Source organism: Streptomyces sp. NPDC001604, assembly GCF_042893475.1.
GTDB lineage: Bacteria > Actinomycetota > Actinomycetes > Streptomycetales > Streptomycetaceae > Streptomyces.
The window spans coordinates 325,407-340,755 of sequence record NZ_JBIAUY010000005.1 but is presented as its reverse complement, the minus strand read 5'-3'; the positions used below and the strand labels follow the sequence as shown (position 1 = coordinate 340,755).

At 70.8% G+C, this 15,349-nt stretch carries 13 protein-coding genes; 11 read left to right on the top strand and 2 right to left on the bottom strand.

Going from position 1 to position 15,349, the window contains the following annotated elements:
- Nucleotides 1–26: 26 nt before the first annotated feature.
- The 4 genes from ACFY1E_RS17520 (at nt 27) to ACFY1E_RS17505 (ending at nt 5,352) form a co-directional block, all read left to right on the top strand.
- Nucleotides 27–1,394 carry a DUF6716 putative glycosyltransferase gene (locus ACFY1E_RS17520; RefSeq protein ID WP_389076591.1) on the top strand — a complete coding sequence of 456 codons (1,368 nt, stop codon included), beginning with the start codon at nt 27–29 and terminating at the stop codon, nt 1,392–1,394.
- Between the two features lie 635 nt (nt 1,395–2,029).
- Nucleotides 2,030–3,295 carry a cytidylyltransferase domain-containing protein gene (locus ACFY1E_RS17515; RefSeq protein ID WP_389076588.1) on the top strand — a complete coding sequence of 422 codons (1,266 nt, stop codon included), beginning with the start codon at nt 2,030–2,032 and terminating at the stop codon, nt 3,293–3,295.
- A gap of 15 nt (nt 3,296–3,310) precedes the next feature.
- Nucleotides 3,311–4,252, top strand: coding sequence for an N-acetylneuraminate synthase family protein (locus tag ACFY1E_RS17510; RefSeq protein ID WP_389076586.1), 942 nt, complete (start codon nt 3,311–3,313; stop codon nt 4,250–4,252).
- Between the two features lie 32 nt (nt 4,253–4,284).
- On the top strand, nt 4,285–5,352 hold the full coding sequence (locus ACFY1E_RS17505; protein ID WP_389076584.1) for a hypothetical protein: 1,068 nt from the start codon (nt 4,285–4,287) through the stop codon (nt 5,350–5,352).
- Nucleotides 5,353–5,520: 168 nt separating this feature from the next.
- Here the strand turns inward: ACFY1E_RS17505 and ACFY1E_RS17500 are convergent, their stop codons facing one another.
- The gene (locus ACFY1E_RS17500) at nt 5,521–6,189 is read right to left on the bottom strand and encodes a class I SAM-dependent DNA methyltransferase (RefSeq protein ID WP_389076582.1); all 669 of its coding nucleotides are present in this window, start codon (nt 6,187–6,189) and stop codon (nt 5,521–5,523) included.
- A 14-nt stretch (nt 6,190–6,203) separates the two neighbouring features.
- Nucleotides 6,204–6,506, bottom strand: a complete 303-nt coding sequence (locus ACFY1E_RS17495) for a hypothetical protein (RefSeq protein WP_389076580.1) — start codon at nt 6,504–6,506, stop codon at nt 6,204–6,206.
- Nucleotides 6,507–6,787: 281 nt separating this feature from the next.
- Between ACFY1E_RS17495 and ACFY1E_RS17490 the strand changes: the two genes are divergently transcribed.
- The 7 genes from ACFY1E_RS17490 (at nt 6,788) to ACFY1E_RS17460 (ending at nt 15,276) form a co-directional block, all read left to right on the top strand.
- Complete coding sequence (locus ACFY1E_RS17490; RefSeq protein WP_389076965.1) at nt 6,788–8,008, top strand: M20 family metallopeptidase; 1,221 nt, start codon at nt 6,788–6,790, stop codon at nt 8,006–8,008.
- A 288-nt stretch (nt 8,009–8,296) separates the two neighbouring features.
- The gene (locus tag ACFY1E_RS17485) at nt 8,297–9,355 is read left to right on the top strand and encodes a BMP family protein (protein ID WP_389076578.1); all 1,059 of its coding nucleotides are present in this window, start codon (nt 8,297–8,299) and stop codon (nt 9,353–9,355) included.
- Between the two features lie 123 nt (nt 9,356–9,478).
- Nucleotides 9,479–11,104, top strand: a complete 1,626-nt coding sequence (locus ACFY1E_RS17480; protein WP_389076963.1) for an ABC transporter ATP-binding protein — start codon at nt 9,479–9,481, stop codon at nt 11,102–11,104.
- On the top strand, nt 11,101–12,228 hold the full coding sequence (locus ACFY1E_RS17475) for an ABC transporter permease (RefSeq protein WP_351462310.1): 1,128 nt from the start codon (nt 11,101–11,103) through the stop codon (nt 12,226–12,228). Before ACFY1E_RS17480 ends, ACFY1E_RS17475 begins: the two co-directional genes overlap by 4 nt.
- Nucleotides 12,228–13,514 carry an ABC transporter permease gene (locus tag ACFY1E_RS17470; RefSeq protein WP_389076576.1) on the top strand — a complete coding sequence of 429 codons (1,287 nt, stop codon included), beginning with the start codon at nt 12,228–12,230 and terminating at the stop codon, nt 13,512–13,514. The genes ACFY1E_RS17475 and ACFY1E_RS17470 overlap by 1 nt, the downstream gene beginning before the upstream one ends.
- Nucleotides 13,511–13,912 (top strand): cytidine deaminase, encoded by a 402-nt coding sequence (locus ACFY1E_RS17465; protein ID WP_389076574.1) that lies wholly within the window; start codon nt 13,511–13,513, stop codon nt 13,910–13,912. The genes ACFY1E_RS17470 and ACFY1E_RS17465 overlap by 4 nt, the downstream gene beginning before the upstream one ends.
- A gap of 86 nt (nt 13,913–13,998) precedes the next feature.
- Nucleotides 13,999–15,276 carry a thymidine phosphorylase gene (locus ACFY1E_RS17460; RefSeq protein ID WP_389076961.1) on the top strand — a complete coding sequence of 426 codons (1,278 nt, stop codon included), beginning with the start codon at nt 13,999–14,001 and terminating at the stop codon, nt 15,274–15,276.
- Nucleotides 15,277–15,349: the final 73 nt, after the last annotated feature.

Below are 15,349 nucleotides of genomic sequence, written 5' to 3'. Positions count from 1 at the left end.
CGGAATTGCTTCTTACCGTCTTCGGCGTGCCACCAAGTACCTCGAAGCCCACGCGAATCGCCGTGCTCGCGGACTCCGACACCCGCTGGAAATGGGGTGCGCTGACCGCGGCTCGTATCGCCCCGGGCCCGTCCATGGAAGCCGCACCCGGCGAGGCCGCGCAAGTCGGTCCCGAGCTGAGCGGCTTCCTGCTGCGCGGGCGGGCGACGCCCACCGCCCGCCAGCTGGCAGAGGTCGGTGTGCGCGCCGACTCCCTGCGGGAGGTCACGGCGGTCGAGTTCCTGCGCACGATGGCCGAGGAGGAGTACGACGTCCTCGTCCTCGCCCTCGTCGGCGGTGGCGTACAGGCGATGCTGCACGGCCTGCGGCGCGTGTGGGAGGGCCGCGAGCGGCGCCCCGTGGTCGTCACCGGCTATGTCGGCGTCGTCTACGAGAAGCTCGCCGACGGCCTTCTGCTGCGGCACGGCGCGGACCTCGTCCTCGCCAACTCCCGCCAGGACGCGGAGCGTTTCCGGGCGGTGTACGAGGGGGTGGGCGCCGACGCCTCGTCGGTGACCGAGGTGGCACTTCCGTTCCTCGGTGGGGCGGCCTACGAAGGTGAACACGACCCGTCTGCGAAGCAAGGGCGCAGGCCCTACACCGTGGTGTTCGCCGTGCAGCCGTCCGTCCCGGACAGCCGCAGGGACCGCACCTACCTGCTCGACCGGCTGATCCGGCACGCCCGGCTGCACCCCGAGCGCGAGGTGCTGCTGAAGCTGCGCTCCAAGCCGGGCGAGCACACCACGCACATCGAGGAGCAGCCCTACCAGAAGCTGGTCCAGCGGCTCGATCCGCCGGCCAACTTCCGCCTGGTGTACGGGAACATGGGCGAGGTCCTCGACCGCACCGACCTGCTGGTCACCATCAGCTCGACGGCCGCGCTGGAGTCCCTGCACCGCCGTATCCCGACGGTCGTCCTGACCGACCTCGGCGTCCGTGAGGTCCTGGGCAACCACCACTTCGTCGGCTCGGGATGCCTCGCCTCCTGGGACCAGTTGGACGCCGGGCACCGGCCGGTGGCTGACGAGGAGTGGGTGGCCCGGCAGGGCGTCGCGACGGACGGCTCGTACGAGAGCGCCTTCGACGTGGCGAGGGAACGCATCGCCAAGCTGCTCGCCGCGTCCGAGTTGCCCCCGCTCGCCCCGTACTACACGCCGGCGACCGCGCCCGGCTACCTCCCCGGCATCCTCGCCCGCCACCACCTCGGCCCCGACGGCAGCCCACTGCCCGGAGCCCCCGCCCACGACAAGGAGCCGGGACCGGTCCGCCAGATAGTCCGCCGCGCGGCACGCGGTGCGTATCGGCACGGGGTGCAGCGGGTGGCTCCGGTGATCCGGCGGATGGGGGAGCTGTGAGCGCCACAAGGGCGAACGCACCCACCCCGACCGCAGACGCAGCCGAGGCGGCCGTGGCGCGAGCCGTGTCCCAGGCAGCTGCGCGACAGCCGGGCGATGCGCCCGGGGCGACGGGCAACCCGGCGCCGACGGGTGCGCGGGTCTCCGGCGCTGCGGCCGCCCGGGTTCCGGGCGGTTCGGGTCTGTCCACCGGGGAGGTGGCTGGGCTGCTGCCGGGCGATGCAGCCGGGCCGACGGGCGCCGCGCTGACGGGTGGCCAGGCACCGACGGCGGGTGCGCGGGTCTCCGGCGTCCAGGACGTCCGGGCTGCGGGCGTCTCCGGCGCAGGGGCCGGGGGGCTTGTCGTCCCGGTGTCAGCCGCTCGGGTCTCGGACGCCGAGGGTGCCCCGGCTGCGGGCGCTTCGGAGACACGCGGCGACCGGGGTGCTGTCGCCCGGAAGACGACCGGAGCGCGGGCCGTGCCCGCCGCGGCCTCGACCGGGGCGCCGGCCCCGGGCCCCGCACCATCCGCCGCCCCGCAGGCCGCCGGTGAACCGGCCCCCACCGGCCTGCCCGGCACTGCAGCCCCAGAACCGACCGGAGCGCGAGCCGCGTTCGCCCCGATGACTCCGCAAGGAGCCCAAGGAGTAGTCCCCATGTCCAATCCGCAAGCGGGCCGAGGCGCTTCCGTGCGCCGGGTGCTCGCGGTGATTCCCGCGCGCGGCGGCTCCAAGGGCGTGCCCGCGAAGAACCTCGCCCCCGTCGGCGGTGTGCCGCTGGTGGCCCGTGCCGTGCGGGAGTGTCTCGCCACCCGGCTGGTGACGGACGTCGTCGTGTCCACCGACGACCAGGCCATCGCCGCGGCGGCCCGTGAGGCGGGCGCCGAGGTCGTGCTGCGGCCCGCGGCCATCGCCGGGGACACGGCGACCTCCGAGGCCGCCGTCCTGCACGCCATGGACGCCCACGAGGCCCTGCACGGCGCGGCCGTCGACGTGGTGGTGTTCGTGCAGTGCACCAGCCCGTTCATCATCCGCGAGGACATCGACGGGGTGGCCGCCGCGGTCGTCGAGAACGGTGCGGACACCGCGGTGACCGTGGCCCCCTTCCACGGGTTCATCTGGCGGGACGCCGACGACGAGGCCACCGCGGGCACCGTCGCCGAGGCCGACGCGGCCACCGGCGGCGGCTACGGCGTCAACCACGACAAGTCGTACCGCCCCCGCCGCCAGGACCGCCCCCAGGACCTCCTGGAGACCGGCGCCGCCTACGCGATGGACGCGGCGGGCTTCCGCAAGCACCAGCACCGCTTCTTCGGCCGTACCGAACTCGTCCGGACCGACCCGGCACGGGTGCTGGAGATCGACGACCCGCACGACCTCGCGCGGGCCCGGGCCCTGGCACCCCTCTTCGACGCCGACCGGCCCGGCGCCCTCCCGACCGCCGACGACATCGACGCGGTCGTACTGGACTTCGACGGCACCCAGACCGACGACAGGGTGCTGATCGACGCCGATGGAAAGGAGTTCGTCTCCGTGCACCGCGGGGACGGGCTCGGCATCGCCGCCCTGCGCAAGAGCGGGCTCAAGATGCTGGTCCTCTCCACGGAGCAGAACCCGGTCGTCGCCGCGCGCGCACGAAAGCTGCAGATCCCCGTGCTGCACGGCATCGACCGCAAGGACCTCGCACTGAAGCAGTGGTGCGAGGAGCAGGGCATCGCGCCCGAGCGCGTGCTCTACGTCGGCAACGACGTCAACGACCTCCCGTGCTTCGCCCTCGTGGGCTGGCCCGTGGCGGTCGCGAGCGCCCACGACGTGGTACGCGGCGCCGCCCGTGCGGTCACCACCGTCCCCGGTGGCGACGGCGCGATCCGAGAGATCGCCAGCTGGATCCTCGGCCCCTCTCTCGACTCCCTAACCAAGTAAGGACAGTTCACTGCCATGAGCACCAACTCCCGCCTGCGCACCTTCGGTACCGAGCGCATCGCCGGCCCCGGTCAGCCCGTCTACATCTGCGGTGAGATCGGCATCAACCACAACGGCGAGCTGGAGAACGCCTTCAAGCTCATCGACGTGGCCGCCGAGGCCGGCTGCGACGCCGTGAAGTTCCAGAAGCGCACCCCGGAGATCTGCACCCCGCGCGACCAGTGGGACATCGAGCGCGACACCCCCTGGGGCCGGATGACCTACATCGACTACCGCCACCGCGTGGAGTTCGGTGAGGACGAGTACCGCCAGATCGACGCGTACTGCAAGGAGAAGGGGATCGCCTGGTTCGCCTCCCCGTGGGACACCGAGGCCGTCGCCTTCCTGGAGAAGTTCGACGTCCCCGCCCACAAGGTGGCCTCCGCCTCCCTCACCGACGACGAGCTGCTGCGTGCCCTGCGCGCCACCGGCCGCACGATCATCCTCTCCACCGGCATGTCCACCCCGAAGCAGATCCGCCACGCCGTCGAGGTCCTCGGCTCGGAGAACATCCTGCTCTGCCACGCCACGTCGACGTACCCGGCGAAGGCCGAGGAGCTCAACCTCCGCGTGATCAACACCCTGCAGGCCGAGTACCCGAACGTCCCGATCGGCTACTCCGGCCACGAGACCGGCCTGCAGACCACCCTCGCCGCGGTCGCCCTCGGTGCCACCTTCGTCGAGCGCCACATCACCCTGGACCGCGCGATGTGGGGCTCCGACCAGGCCGCCTCCGTCGAGCCGCAGGGCCTCACGCGCCTCGTCCGCGACATCCGCACCATCGAGGCCTCCCTCGGCGACGGCGTCAAGAAGGTCTACGAGTCCGAGCTCGGCCCGATGAAGAAGCTGCGCCGCGTCACGGGCATCGTCGCCGAGGCGGAGATCGCCGCGGCCGCGGGCGAGCCGGTCACGGTCTGAGCCACCACCACTTACGGGACGGTCATACGTCGATGAGCCGCCGCGCCGGATCCGCCGGCAGCACCTCCACTCTCGCGTTCGTCGAGAGCCCGGTACAGCTCCTGAACGTGCTGGAGTGGGCGCATGCCCAGGCGCCCGGCGCGGGGCTCACCCTCGTCGTCCTGTCCCCGACCGACCCCATGACCCGCGGCCAGCTGCGCCGCATGGCCGAACTCGCCCGCGACGAGGGCCACACGGTCCGCTGGGAGGAGGCCCGGGGCGGCCCCGCGGCCCCCTTCCAGACCATCGGCGGCCTGACGGGCACGCTCCGCAGGGCCGACCGCATCGTCCTGGGCGACCCCTTCTCCCGCTACGTACAACTCCTGCTGACCATCACCAAGGCCCGCGACCTGGTCGTCGTCGACGACGGCACGGCCACGATGGAGTTCGTCGCCCAGCTGGCCCGCGGTGAACGCCTCGTCCGCTGGCACCGCAAGGGCGGCCGCCCGAGCGCCCGCGACCTGATCTTCGCGCCGGTGTCCTCCAAGGCCCGCCGCCGCCTCACCCCGAGCGCCAGGCGCCGGGTGGCGGTCTTCTCCTCCATGCCCATGGACGAGATCCCGCCCGGCGTGACGGTCCACACCAACGACTTCGCCTGGACCCGCTTCCGCTTCGGCCCGCCCCGCATCACCAAGGGCGCCGACATGGTGGGCACCTCGCTGGTGGAGACCGGCGTGGTGGACGGCGACCGCTATCTGGAGGCCGTCCGCACCCTGGCGAAGACCCACGGCGCCACCCGCTACTTCGCCCACCGCCGCGAGAGCACGGACAAACTCCACCGCCTGGCCGCCGAGACGGGCCTGGAGATCGTCCGCCCCGACCTCCCCCTGGAACTGATCGCCCGCCGCGGCCCCATCGGCCGCACGGTCCTCAGCTTCCCCTCCACGGTCGTCCACACCCTCCCACTGGCCCTGACAGGCACGGAGGTGCGCGTCGCGGTGTGCGACATCGACCCCGAGTGGCTCACCCGGAACGCCTCACCCCGCGCACAGGGCTTCCTGTCGGGCGTGACGGGAACGGCACGGGACGTGACACGCCTGTCGGCGGTCACGGCGGCGTGAGCAGGCCGGGTCTCGGCAGCGCCCCACAGGGGCGCGAGACCGTGTCGACCTGCGGCTCCGCCGCGATGGGGGTCCCCCCGCTCGAGCGAAGCCGAGAGTGGGGGAGCGACCAGCCACGACGTCGCCGCAGACGACAGACGACCCACAGGCGCACAACCCGCGGAGCGCTCAGTCACCCTTGCGGGCCAGCAGAAACGCCCGCGGCCGCGCCTCGTCCTCCGTCGGCTCGCGCAGCACCCGCGCCTCCACCCGCAACCCCGCCTTGACCAACTGCTCGGCCACGGCATCCGGCGTACGCCAGTAGTAGTCCAGCGAGATCTCGCGACCGAACCGCTCCTCCAGATGCAGCCGCCCGTCCTCCGCACCGCTCTGGAAGGCCAGCAGGACGTGTCCGCCGGGCACCAGCACGCGCCGGAACTCGTCGAAGACCCCCGGCAGGTGATCGTCCGGGACGTGGATGATCGAGTAGAGGGCGAGTACACCGCCCAGCGTCTCGTCCGGCAGGTCCAGCGCGGTCATGGACCCCACGTGGAACCGCAGCCCGGGATGCGCCTGCCGGGCCAGCGCCACCATGCCGGGCGACACGTCGACCCCGAAGGCCGGCACCCCGAGCGCGTCGAGCCGGGCGGTGACATGGCCGGGCCCGCTGCCGACATCGGCGACAGGGGCCGTACCGACCGCTCGGACGAGTTCCGCGAAGGCGGCGACCAGGGCCAGGTCCAGCGGTCTGCCGCTCAGATGGTCGGCGAACTGCTCGCTGTACGGGCGGGCGATCGCGTCGTAGGAGGTTCGGGTGGCATGCAGGAAATCCGGGCTGCCCGGTATCTCGGAGCTCACGGGCCCGCACCCTACTAGCGGTCGTCCGTCGTCCAGGTGAAACCGCCGAGAGAGTCCTGCGACGACTGCTCGAACCTTTCCCCGGACCTGTCCCGGAGGCCCTCCCCGGATGTCTCGCCGACCTCGTCCGACCACGGCGGGTGCCGCCACCGCAGGTACAGCGAGACCGCCGCCACCATCAGCCAGCCCGCAAGGGTCATCGCGACCAGCAGGCCCAGGAAGAGGCCGGCCGTGCCGAGCAGGCCGAATTTCGCCAGCATCCAGGGGATGTGTTCCTCACCGCAGCCGCACGCCTCCATGGAGGGCAGGTTGCCCACGATCCACCCGCCGTGTGCGCTGCGTGGCGGAAATGTCGCGCGGTGGTGATGATTCCGGGATCCGGGCCCGTACGTCCCACAGTGTGGTCCCGACAGGTGGAACGGAACCCCCGGACAGGGGCGGGGCGTGGTATGCGTAGAGAAAGGCAAGGTATACCCATCTCAACCCTTGCCCATGCGTCGAGCGGCCAGATTTTCTTCCCCTCAGGGGGTTGAACTTTTGTTGATCCAGGATCAGTTGGCCACCCCGGCGTCCTACGCTTAAGAGGGTGAAGCAACTGATGTCACCAGAGTCCGAGGTCGACCTCGCCGGGGAAGCGGTGCTCGACGGCACGCTGCCCGAGGCGCTGTATGCCGAACTCGTCGCCTTCCGTCGTGACCTGCACATGCACCCCGAGCTCGGCAACCAGGAGTTCCGTACCACTGCGGCGATCAAGGAGCGGCTCGAGGCGGCAGGCCTGCGGCCCCGTGTCCTCGCCACCGGTACCGGGCTCGTCTGTGACATCGGGGAGTGGGACGGCGGGCGGCCCATGCTCGGCATGCGCGCCGACATCGACGGCCTGCCCATCCCGGACACGAAGACTGAATGCCCGTACCGCTCGACCGTTCCGGACCGCGCACACGCCTGCGGCCACGACGTGCACACGACCGTGGTGCTCGGCGCCGGCCTGGTCCTCGCCGAGCTGCACAAGCAGGGGAAGCTCCCGCGGCCCGTGCGCCTGATCTTCCAGCCGGCCGAGGAGGTGCTGCCCGGCGGCGCCGCGGACGCGATCGACTGCGGTGTGCTGGACGGCGTCGGCCGGATGATCGCCGTGCACTGCGACCCCCGGGTGGACGCGGGCCGGATCGGCCTGCGGCAAGGGGCCATCACCTCGGCCTGCGACCGGCTCGAGGTCGCCCTGGACGGGCCCGGCGGGCACACCGCCCGCCCGCACCTGACCACCGACCTGGTCACCGCCGCCGCCCGCGTCGCGGTCGACGTGCCCGCGCTCGTCGGCCGGCGGATGGACACCCGCTCCGGTCTCGCCGTGACCTGGGGCCGCATCGAGTCGGGGCACGCCCCGAACGTCATCCCGCAGCACGCCGAGCTCTCCGGCACCGTCCGCTGCCTCGACATCGAGGCCTGGCGGCAGGCCCCGGACCTGGTGGTCGCCGCCATCGACGAGGTCGCCAACCTGCACGGCGCCAAGTCGGAGATCAACTACGTGCGCGGCGTCCCGCCCGTGGTCAACGACGCGGGCGTGACCGACCTGCTGCGCGAGGCCATGACCGCCCGCCGCGGCGCCCAGTCCGTCGAGAACACCGAGCAGAGCCTCGGCGGCGAGGACTTCTCCTGGTACCTGGAGCACGTTCCCGGCTCCATGGCCCGCCTCGGCGTCCGCACCCCGGGCGAGCGCACGGTGCGCGATCTGCACCAGGGCGACTTCGACGCCGACGAGTCGGCGATCACGGTGGGTGTCGAGCTGTTCACGGCGGCGGCCCTGCTGGACGCGGCTGAGTGAGCCGAGCGCGCGAGACGGCCCCCTCGGGGGCCGTTCCGCCGACCGGCGCAACATGCTCGTAAGCCAATCGTGCACGCATCGAAATCAGGGTGTGCGACAGCGTAAGAGTCTGAGTTCAGACAGCGTTTGCCTCGAATCGATAACGGCTTCGAGAGGGGTGTTTTTCTGACATCTACGCGCGTTACGATGCCGCGAAGCCGACGCCGCAGGGGCGTCCGGGCCCGAGCACTGGCAAGGTGCTCACATGAAGCGCCGAATCGGCGCTCAGGTCAGGTGAAGGAGCCTCCCGTGCGCCGGGTAGCCAAGCTTTCCGCTGCGTGTATCGCCACCGCAGCTCTTGCACTGACTGCCACTGCCTGTGGCAGCACCTCGTCCGAGAAGGACAACTCGTCCTCCGCCTCCTCCTCCGGCGGCGGCAAGGGCCTCAAGATCGGTCTCGCCTACGACGTCGGCGGCCGCGGTGACCGTTCCTTCAACGACTCCGCCGCGCGCGGTGCCGACCAGGCCCAGAAGGAGTTCGGCGGTTCCATCAAGGAGCTGACCGCCAAGAACTCCGACACCGAGGCCGACCGCGAGCAGCGTCTGACCGACCTGGCGGACGCGGGCTACAACCCGATCGTCGCCGTCGGCTTCTCCTACGCCACCTCGGTCGACAAGGTCGCCGCGAAGTACCCGAAGGTCAACTTCGGCCTCATCGACTCGGTCGCGACCGCCAAGAACGTCGACAGCATCACGTTCACCGAGGAGCAGGGCTCCTACCTGGCCGGTGTCGCCGCGGCGCTGAAGACCAAGAAGAACCACGTCGGCTTCATCGGCGGTGTCGACACCCCGCTGATCAAGAAGTTCGAGGCGGGCTACGTCCAGGGCGTCAAGGACACCAAGTCGAGTGTCAAGGTCGACGTCCAGTACCTGACCCACGGCTCCGACCTGTCCGGCTTCTCCAGCCCCGACAAGGGCAAGGAGGCAGCGTCCGGCATGCTCGACAACGGCGCCGACGTGATCTACACCGCGGCCGGCTCCTCCGGCAACGGCTCGATCGAGGCCGTCAACGGCGTCAAGGGCGCCTGGGCCATCGGCGTGGACTCGGACCAGTACAACATCCCGGGTCTGGCCAAGTACAAGAACTCGATCCTGACCTCGATGGTCAAGAACGTGGACGTCGGTGTCTACGACTTCATCAAGTCCGTGCACGACGGCAAGCCGCTGACCGGCAACCAGGTCTACTCGCTCGCCAAGAACGGTGTCGGCCTGGCCACCAGCGGTGGCTTCATCGACGACATCAAGGCCCAGCTGGACGCCGCGAAGAAGAAGATCGTCGACGGCACCGTCAAGGTCAAGACCAGCTGACCTGGCGGTTCCCGCCGAACCCCGGCTCGGCGAGGGCGCGTTCCCACAGCCCCTCGCCGAGCCATAACAATGTGTCAACTCTACGCGTGTAGCATGGAGTTGCCGCGCTAGCGTCGCCGACGCCTGCCCTCCCCCTCAGCCCCCCTTTGTCCCCGAGGAGAGTGCGCCATCAACGCGTCCAGCCCTCCCGCTGCCGTCGAACTGCGCGGCATCACCAAGCGATTCCCAGGCGTCGTCGCCAACAAGGACATCGACATCACCGTCCGTACAGGCACGGTCCATGCCCTGTGCGGTGAGAACGGCGCCGGCAAGTCCACCCTGATGAAGATCCTCTACGGCATGCAGCAGCCGGACGAGGGCACCATCACGGTGAACGGCGAGACGGTCGTCTTCCACAACCCCGCCGACGCCATCGCCCGCGGCATCGGCATGGTGCACCAGCACTTCATGCTCGCCGACAACCTCACCGTCCTGGAGAACGTCGTCCTGGGCGCGGAGAAGCTCCACGGCATCGGCGCCAAGGCCCGTGCCAAGATCAAGGAGATCTCCGACGCCTACGGCCTGAACGTCCGCCCCGACGTCCTCCTCGAGGAACTCGGCGTCGCCGACCGCCAGCGCGTGGAGATCCTCAAGGTCCTCTACCGCGGCGCCAAGACCCTCATCCTCGACGAGCCCACCGCCGTCCTGGTGCCGCAGGAGGTCGACGCCCTCTTCGACAACCTGCGCGAGCTGAAGGCCGAGGGCCTCACGGTCATCTTCATCTCCCACAAGCTGGGCGAGGTCCTCTCCGTGGCCGACGAGATCACCGTCATCCGCCGCGGCACCACCGTCGGCACGGTCGAGCCGGCCGGCACCACCCCCAAGCAGCTCGCCGAGCTGATGGTCGGCAGCGAACTGCCCACCCCGGAGACCCAGGAGTCCACGGTCACGGACGTGCCGCTGCTCAAGGTGGACGGCCTGCACCTGAGCCAGACCGACCTCGACGGCGTCGAGCGCGTCATCCTCGACGCGATCTCCTTCACCATCCACAAGGGCGAGGTCCTCGGCATCGCCGGCGTGGAGGGCAACGGCCAGTCCGAGCTGGTCGAGGCGATCATGGGCATCCGCGACCCGGACGCCGGTGCCATCACCCTCGACGGCACCGACATCTCGCACGCCCCCACCCGGGGCCGCCGCGAGGCCGGCGTCGGCTACATCCCCGAGGACCGCCACCGTCACGGCCTGCTCCTCGAGGCGCCGCTGTGGGAGAACCGCATCCTCGGCCATGTCACCGAGAAGCCCAACTCCCGCGGTCAGCTGCTCGACATCAAGGCCGCCCGCACCGACACCGAGCGCATCATCCAGGCGTACGACGTCCGCACCCCCGGCATCGACGTCACCGCCGCCTCCCTCTCCGGCGGCAACCAGCAGAAGCTGATCGTCGGCCGCGAGATGAGCCACGCGCCCAAGCTGCTGATCGCCGCCCACCCCACCCGCGGTGTGGACGTCGGCGCCCAGGCCGCGATCTGGGACCACATCCGCGAGGCCCGCCGCGAGGGCCTGGCCGTGCTGCTGATCTCCGCCGACCTGGACGAGCTCATCGGCCTGTCCGACACCCTGCGGGTGATGTACCGCGGCCGCCTGGTCGCCGACGCCGATCCCGCCACGATCACCCCCGAGGAGCTGGGCTCCGCCATGACGGGTGCGGCCACCGGCCACCTGGAGCACACAGAGGACTCCGCCGAGGACCACGAGGACGACGCCCGATGAACAAGCTGACCCAACGCATCGACAAGGAGCGGCTGCTCCTCGGCATCGCGGCGCCGCTGCTGGCGATCGTCGCCGCGCTCGTCGTCACCGCCCTGGTCATCCTCGCCACCGGCAAGAACCCGGGCTCCGCCTTCAGCGACATGGTGAGCTACGGCACCGCCAGCGACAGCCAGGTCTACATCCTGAACAAGGCGACGACGTACTACCTGGCGGGTGTCTCGGTGGCCATCGGCTTCCGGATGAACCTGTTCAACATCGGCGTCGACGGCCAGTACCGGATCGCCGCGTTCTTCGCCGCGGTCCTCGGCGGCGCGCTGACCACGCCCGGCTGGATCTCCATCCCGCTGATCATCCTGTGCGCCATGGCGACCGGTGCCCTCTGGGCTGCCATCGCGGGCGTCCTCAAGGTGACCCGAGGGGTCAGCGAGGTCATCTCGACGATCATGCTGAACTCGATCGCCACCGCGATCATCGCCTACCTCCTGCAGCCGGGGAAGCTCGCCGAGCTGCAGAGCGGCGGCACGGTGATCTCCACCAAGCCGCTGCCGCAGTCCTCGTACTTCTTCCAGATCGACACCGGCGCCGCGGGCGAGCTGTGGGGCTTCATCGTCATCGCCGTGGTCGTCGGCGTCGCGTACTGGTTCGTGCTCGGCCGCACCCGCTTCGGCTTCGACCTGCGCACCGTCGGCCAGTCCGAGAGCGCGGCCGCAGCCAGCGGTGTCTCCGTCAAGAAGATGATCGCCACCAGCATGGTCATCTCGGGTGCGGTGGCCGGTCTGATCGGCATGCCGACCCTGCTCAACGACAGCCACCAGTTCAGCAACGACTTCCCGACCGGCATCGGCTTCACCGGCATCGCCATCGCGCTGCTCGGCCGCAACAACCCGGTCGGCATCGCGCTCGGCGCCCTGCTGTGGGGCTTCCTGGAGCGCACCACCAACCACCTCGAGTTCGAGGGGTACGACAAGGAGATCCTCGGCGTCATCCAGGGCGTCATCGTCCTGTGCGTCGTCATCGCCTACGAACTCGTACGCCGCTACGGCCTCAGGCGCCAGCAGCAGCGGGTCGGCGCCGAGCTCGCCGCCCAGGCCGCCGCCCCGACCCAGAAGCAGGAGGTGGCGTGATGACTGCCACGATGACCGACACGCCGCCCCCCGCGGCTCCCAAGGCGGACACGGAACGCGGCCGCTCGGGCCGCTCGATCGGCCAGATCCTGATGATCGTCGCCGGTGCGCTGCTGCTCGTCGCCGCGGTCCGCGTCATCTCCGGCTCGGACCAGCTCACCTCCGACGGCCAGGTCTCCGCCGCCCTCAGCCTCGCCGTACCCATCGGTCTCGCGGGTCTCGCCGGCCTGTGGTCCGAGCGCTCCGGTGTGGTCAACATCGGCCTCGAGGGCATGATGATCCTCGGCACCTTCGGCGCCGGCTGGATCGGCTGGCAGTCCAACCCGTGGCTCGGCCTGCTGTGCGGCATCGGCTTCGGCATCCTCGGCGGCCTGGTGCACGCGGTCGCGACCATCACCTTCGGCGTCGACCACATCGTCTCCGGTGTCGCCGTCAACCTGCTCGCGCTGGGCGCCACCCAGTACCTCGCCAAGCTCTTCTTCACGAACGGCAAGGCGGCCGACGCGGGCGGCAACCCCAAGCAGTCCCCGCCGGTCGACTCGCTGCCCAACTTCGACGTACCGGGCCTGTCCAGCGCGCTGCACTCCATCGAGAACCACCACTGGTTCCTGATCTCCGACCTCGCCGGCATCATCGGCGGCCTGGTCACCAACCTGTCCGTCGTGACGGTCTTCGCCATCCTGCTGTTCGTCGGCAGCTGGTGGCTGCTGTGGCGCACTCCGTTCGGTCTGCGGTTGCGCTCCTGCGGCGAGAACCCGATCGCCGCGGAGTCCCTCGGCGTCAACGTCTACAAGTACAAGTACGCGGCCGTCGCCGTCTCCGGCGGCCTCGCCGGCCTCGGCGGCGCCTTCCTCGCGCTGGTCACCTCGCACACCTACCTGGAGGCCCAGACCGGCGGGCGCGGCTTCATCGGTCTCGCGGCCATGATCTTCGGCAACTGGCGGGTCGGCGGCCTCGCCATGGGCGCGGGCCTGTTCGGCTACTCCGACGCGCTGCAGCTGCGCAACGGCGGTGCGACCGTCCACGCGCTGCTGCTCCTGCTGGTCGTGCTCCTCGCGGGCCTGGCCGGCTGGAAGCTGTACAAGAAGGCGCTCTGGCAGGGCGGCATCAGCCTCATGGTGGGCGCGGGCGTCCTGGTCTGGTACCTGGTCACCGACGAGGTCCCGAGCGACTTCGTGGGCGCCACCCCGTACGTCGTCACCCTGCTGGTGCTGTCGCTGTCCGCGCAGCGGCTGCGGATGCCGAAGGCGGACGGCATGCGCTACCGGAAGGGCCAGGGCAAGTGACCCCGCCGGCCGCCGTCGACTGGGAGGCGCTGCGGGAGCTGGCCCGCGAGGCCATGTCCCACGCGTACGCCCCCTACTCGGGCTTCCCGGTCGGGGTCGCCGCCCTGGTCGACGACGGCCGCACGGTCTCCGGCTGCAACGTCGAGAACGCCTCCTACGGCCTCGGCCTGTGCGCCGAGTGCGGGCTGGTCTCGGAGCTGCAGCGGACCGGCGGGGGCCGCCTGACGCACTTCACCTGCGTGGACGGCCGCGGCGAGATCCTCGTCCCGTGCGGCCGCTGCCGTCAGCTGTTGTACGAGTTCGGCGGCCCCGACCTGCTGGTGGAGACACCGGCGGGAATCCTGCCCCTGTCGGAGATGCTTCCCCAGGCTTTCGGCCCGGACCATCTCACCAAGTAACTCCCGTACGGCCCCTCCGGCTTGAACCCTTCGAGCGGAGGGGCCGCACACTTCCATGAACCTCGGAAGGAACGCACCCCATGGCCATGGACGCCATCTCCGTCATCCGTACCAAGCGGGACCGCGGTGAGCTCAGCGACGAGCAGATCGACTGGGTCATCGACGCGTACACCCGCGGGGAGGTCGCCGACGAGCAGATGTCCGCGCTCGCCATGGCCATCCTCCTCAACGGCATGAACCGCCGTGAGATCGCCCGCTGGACCGCCGCGATGATCGCCTCCGGCGAGCGCATGGACTTCTCGTCCCTGTCCCGCCCCACGGCCGACAAGCACTCCACGGGCGGCGTCGGCGACAAGATCACCCTTCCGCTGGCGCCCCTGGTCGCGGCCTGCGGAGCGGCCGTCCCCCAGCTGTCGGGCCGCGGCCTCGGCCACACCGGCGGCACCCTGGACAAGCTGGAGTCCATCCCCGGCTGGCGCGCGCTGCTGTCCAACGAGGAGATGTTGAACGTCCTCGACACCACCGGCGCGGTGATCTGCGCGGCGGGCGACGGCCTGGCCCCCGCGGACAAGAAGCTCTACGCCCTGCGTGACGTCACCGGCACGGTCGAGGCGATCCCGCTGATCGCCTCCTCGATCATGTCCAAGAAGATCGCCGAGGGCACCGGCTCCCTGGTCCTGGACGTCAAGGTGGGCACGGGCGCCTTCATGAAGACGATCGAGGACGCACGGGAACTCGCCTCCACGATGGTGGGCCTGGGCACGGACCACGGCGTGAAGACGGTCGCGCTGCTGACGGACATGTCGACCCCGCTGGGCCTGACGGCGGGCAACGCCCTCGAAGTCCGCGAGTCGGTGGAGGTCCTCGCGGGCGGCGGCCCGGCGGACGTGGTGGAGCTGACCGTCGCCCTGGCCCGCGAAATGCTGGACGCGGCCGGAGTGAAGGACGCCGACCCGGCGAAGGCCCTGGCCGACGGCTCCGCGATGGACGTCTGGCGCCGCATGATCGCGGCCCAGGGCGGCGACCCGGACGCGCAGCTGCCGGTGGCGCGGGAGCAGCACGTCATCAAGGCGCCGTCCTCGGGCGTACTGACCCGCCTCGACGCCTACGGCATCGGTGTCGCCGCCTGGCGCCTCGGCGCGGGCCGCGCCCGCAAGGAGGACCCGGTGCAGGCGGGCGCGGGCGTCGAGATGCACGCCAAGCCGGGCGACACGGTGACCGAGGGCCAGCCCCTGCTGACCCTGCACACCGACACCCCCGAGCGCTTCGAGTACGCGCTGCAGGCGGTGGAGGGGTCTTACGACATCGGGGCGGCGGGAACGGAGTTCTCGGCGTCGCCGGTGGTGCTGGAACGTATCGCCTGACCAGGGGAGTTTCCCTTTCGAGTGAACGGGATCGGTGGACCCCCACCGGTCCCGTTCGGCATGCTGGGATCGG

What these genes read in the sequence shown, in the direction of transcription:
- ACFY1E_RS17515 (WP_389076588.1), top strand. Translation starts at nt 2,030, where the DNA reads ATGTCCAATCCGCAAGCGGGCCGAGGCGCTTCCGTGCGCCGGGTGCTC.
- ACFY1E_RS17505 (WP_389076584.1), top strand. Translation starts at nt 4,285, where the DNA reads ATGAGCCGCCGCGCCGGATCCGCCGGCAGCACCTCCACTCTCGCGTTC.
- ACFY1E_RS17475 (WP_351462310.1), top strand. Translation starts at nt 11,101, where the DNA reads ATGAACAAGCTGACCCAACGCATCGACAAGGAGCGGCTGCTCCTCGGC.
- ACFY1E_RS17490 (WP_389076965.1), top strand. Translation starts at nt 6,788, where the DNA reads ATGTCACCAGAGTCCGAGGTCGACCTCGCCGGGGAAGCGGTGCTCGAC.
- ACFY1E_RS17510 (WP_389076586.1), top strand. Translation starts at nt 3,311, where the DNA reads ATGAGCACCAACTCCCGCCTGCGCACCTTCGGTACCGAGCGCATCGCC.
- ACFY1E_RS17460 (WP_389076961.1), top strand. Translation starts at nt 13,999, where the DNA reads ATGGACGCCATCTCCGTCATCCGTACCAAGCGGGACCGCGGTGAGCTC.
- ACFY1E_RS17470 (WP_389076576.1), top strand. Translation starts at nt 12,228, where the DNA reads ATGACTGCCACGATGACCGACACGCCGCCCCCCGCGGCTCCCAAGGCG.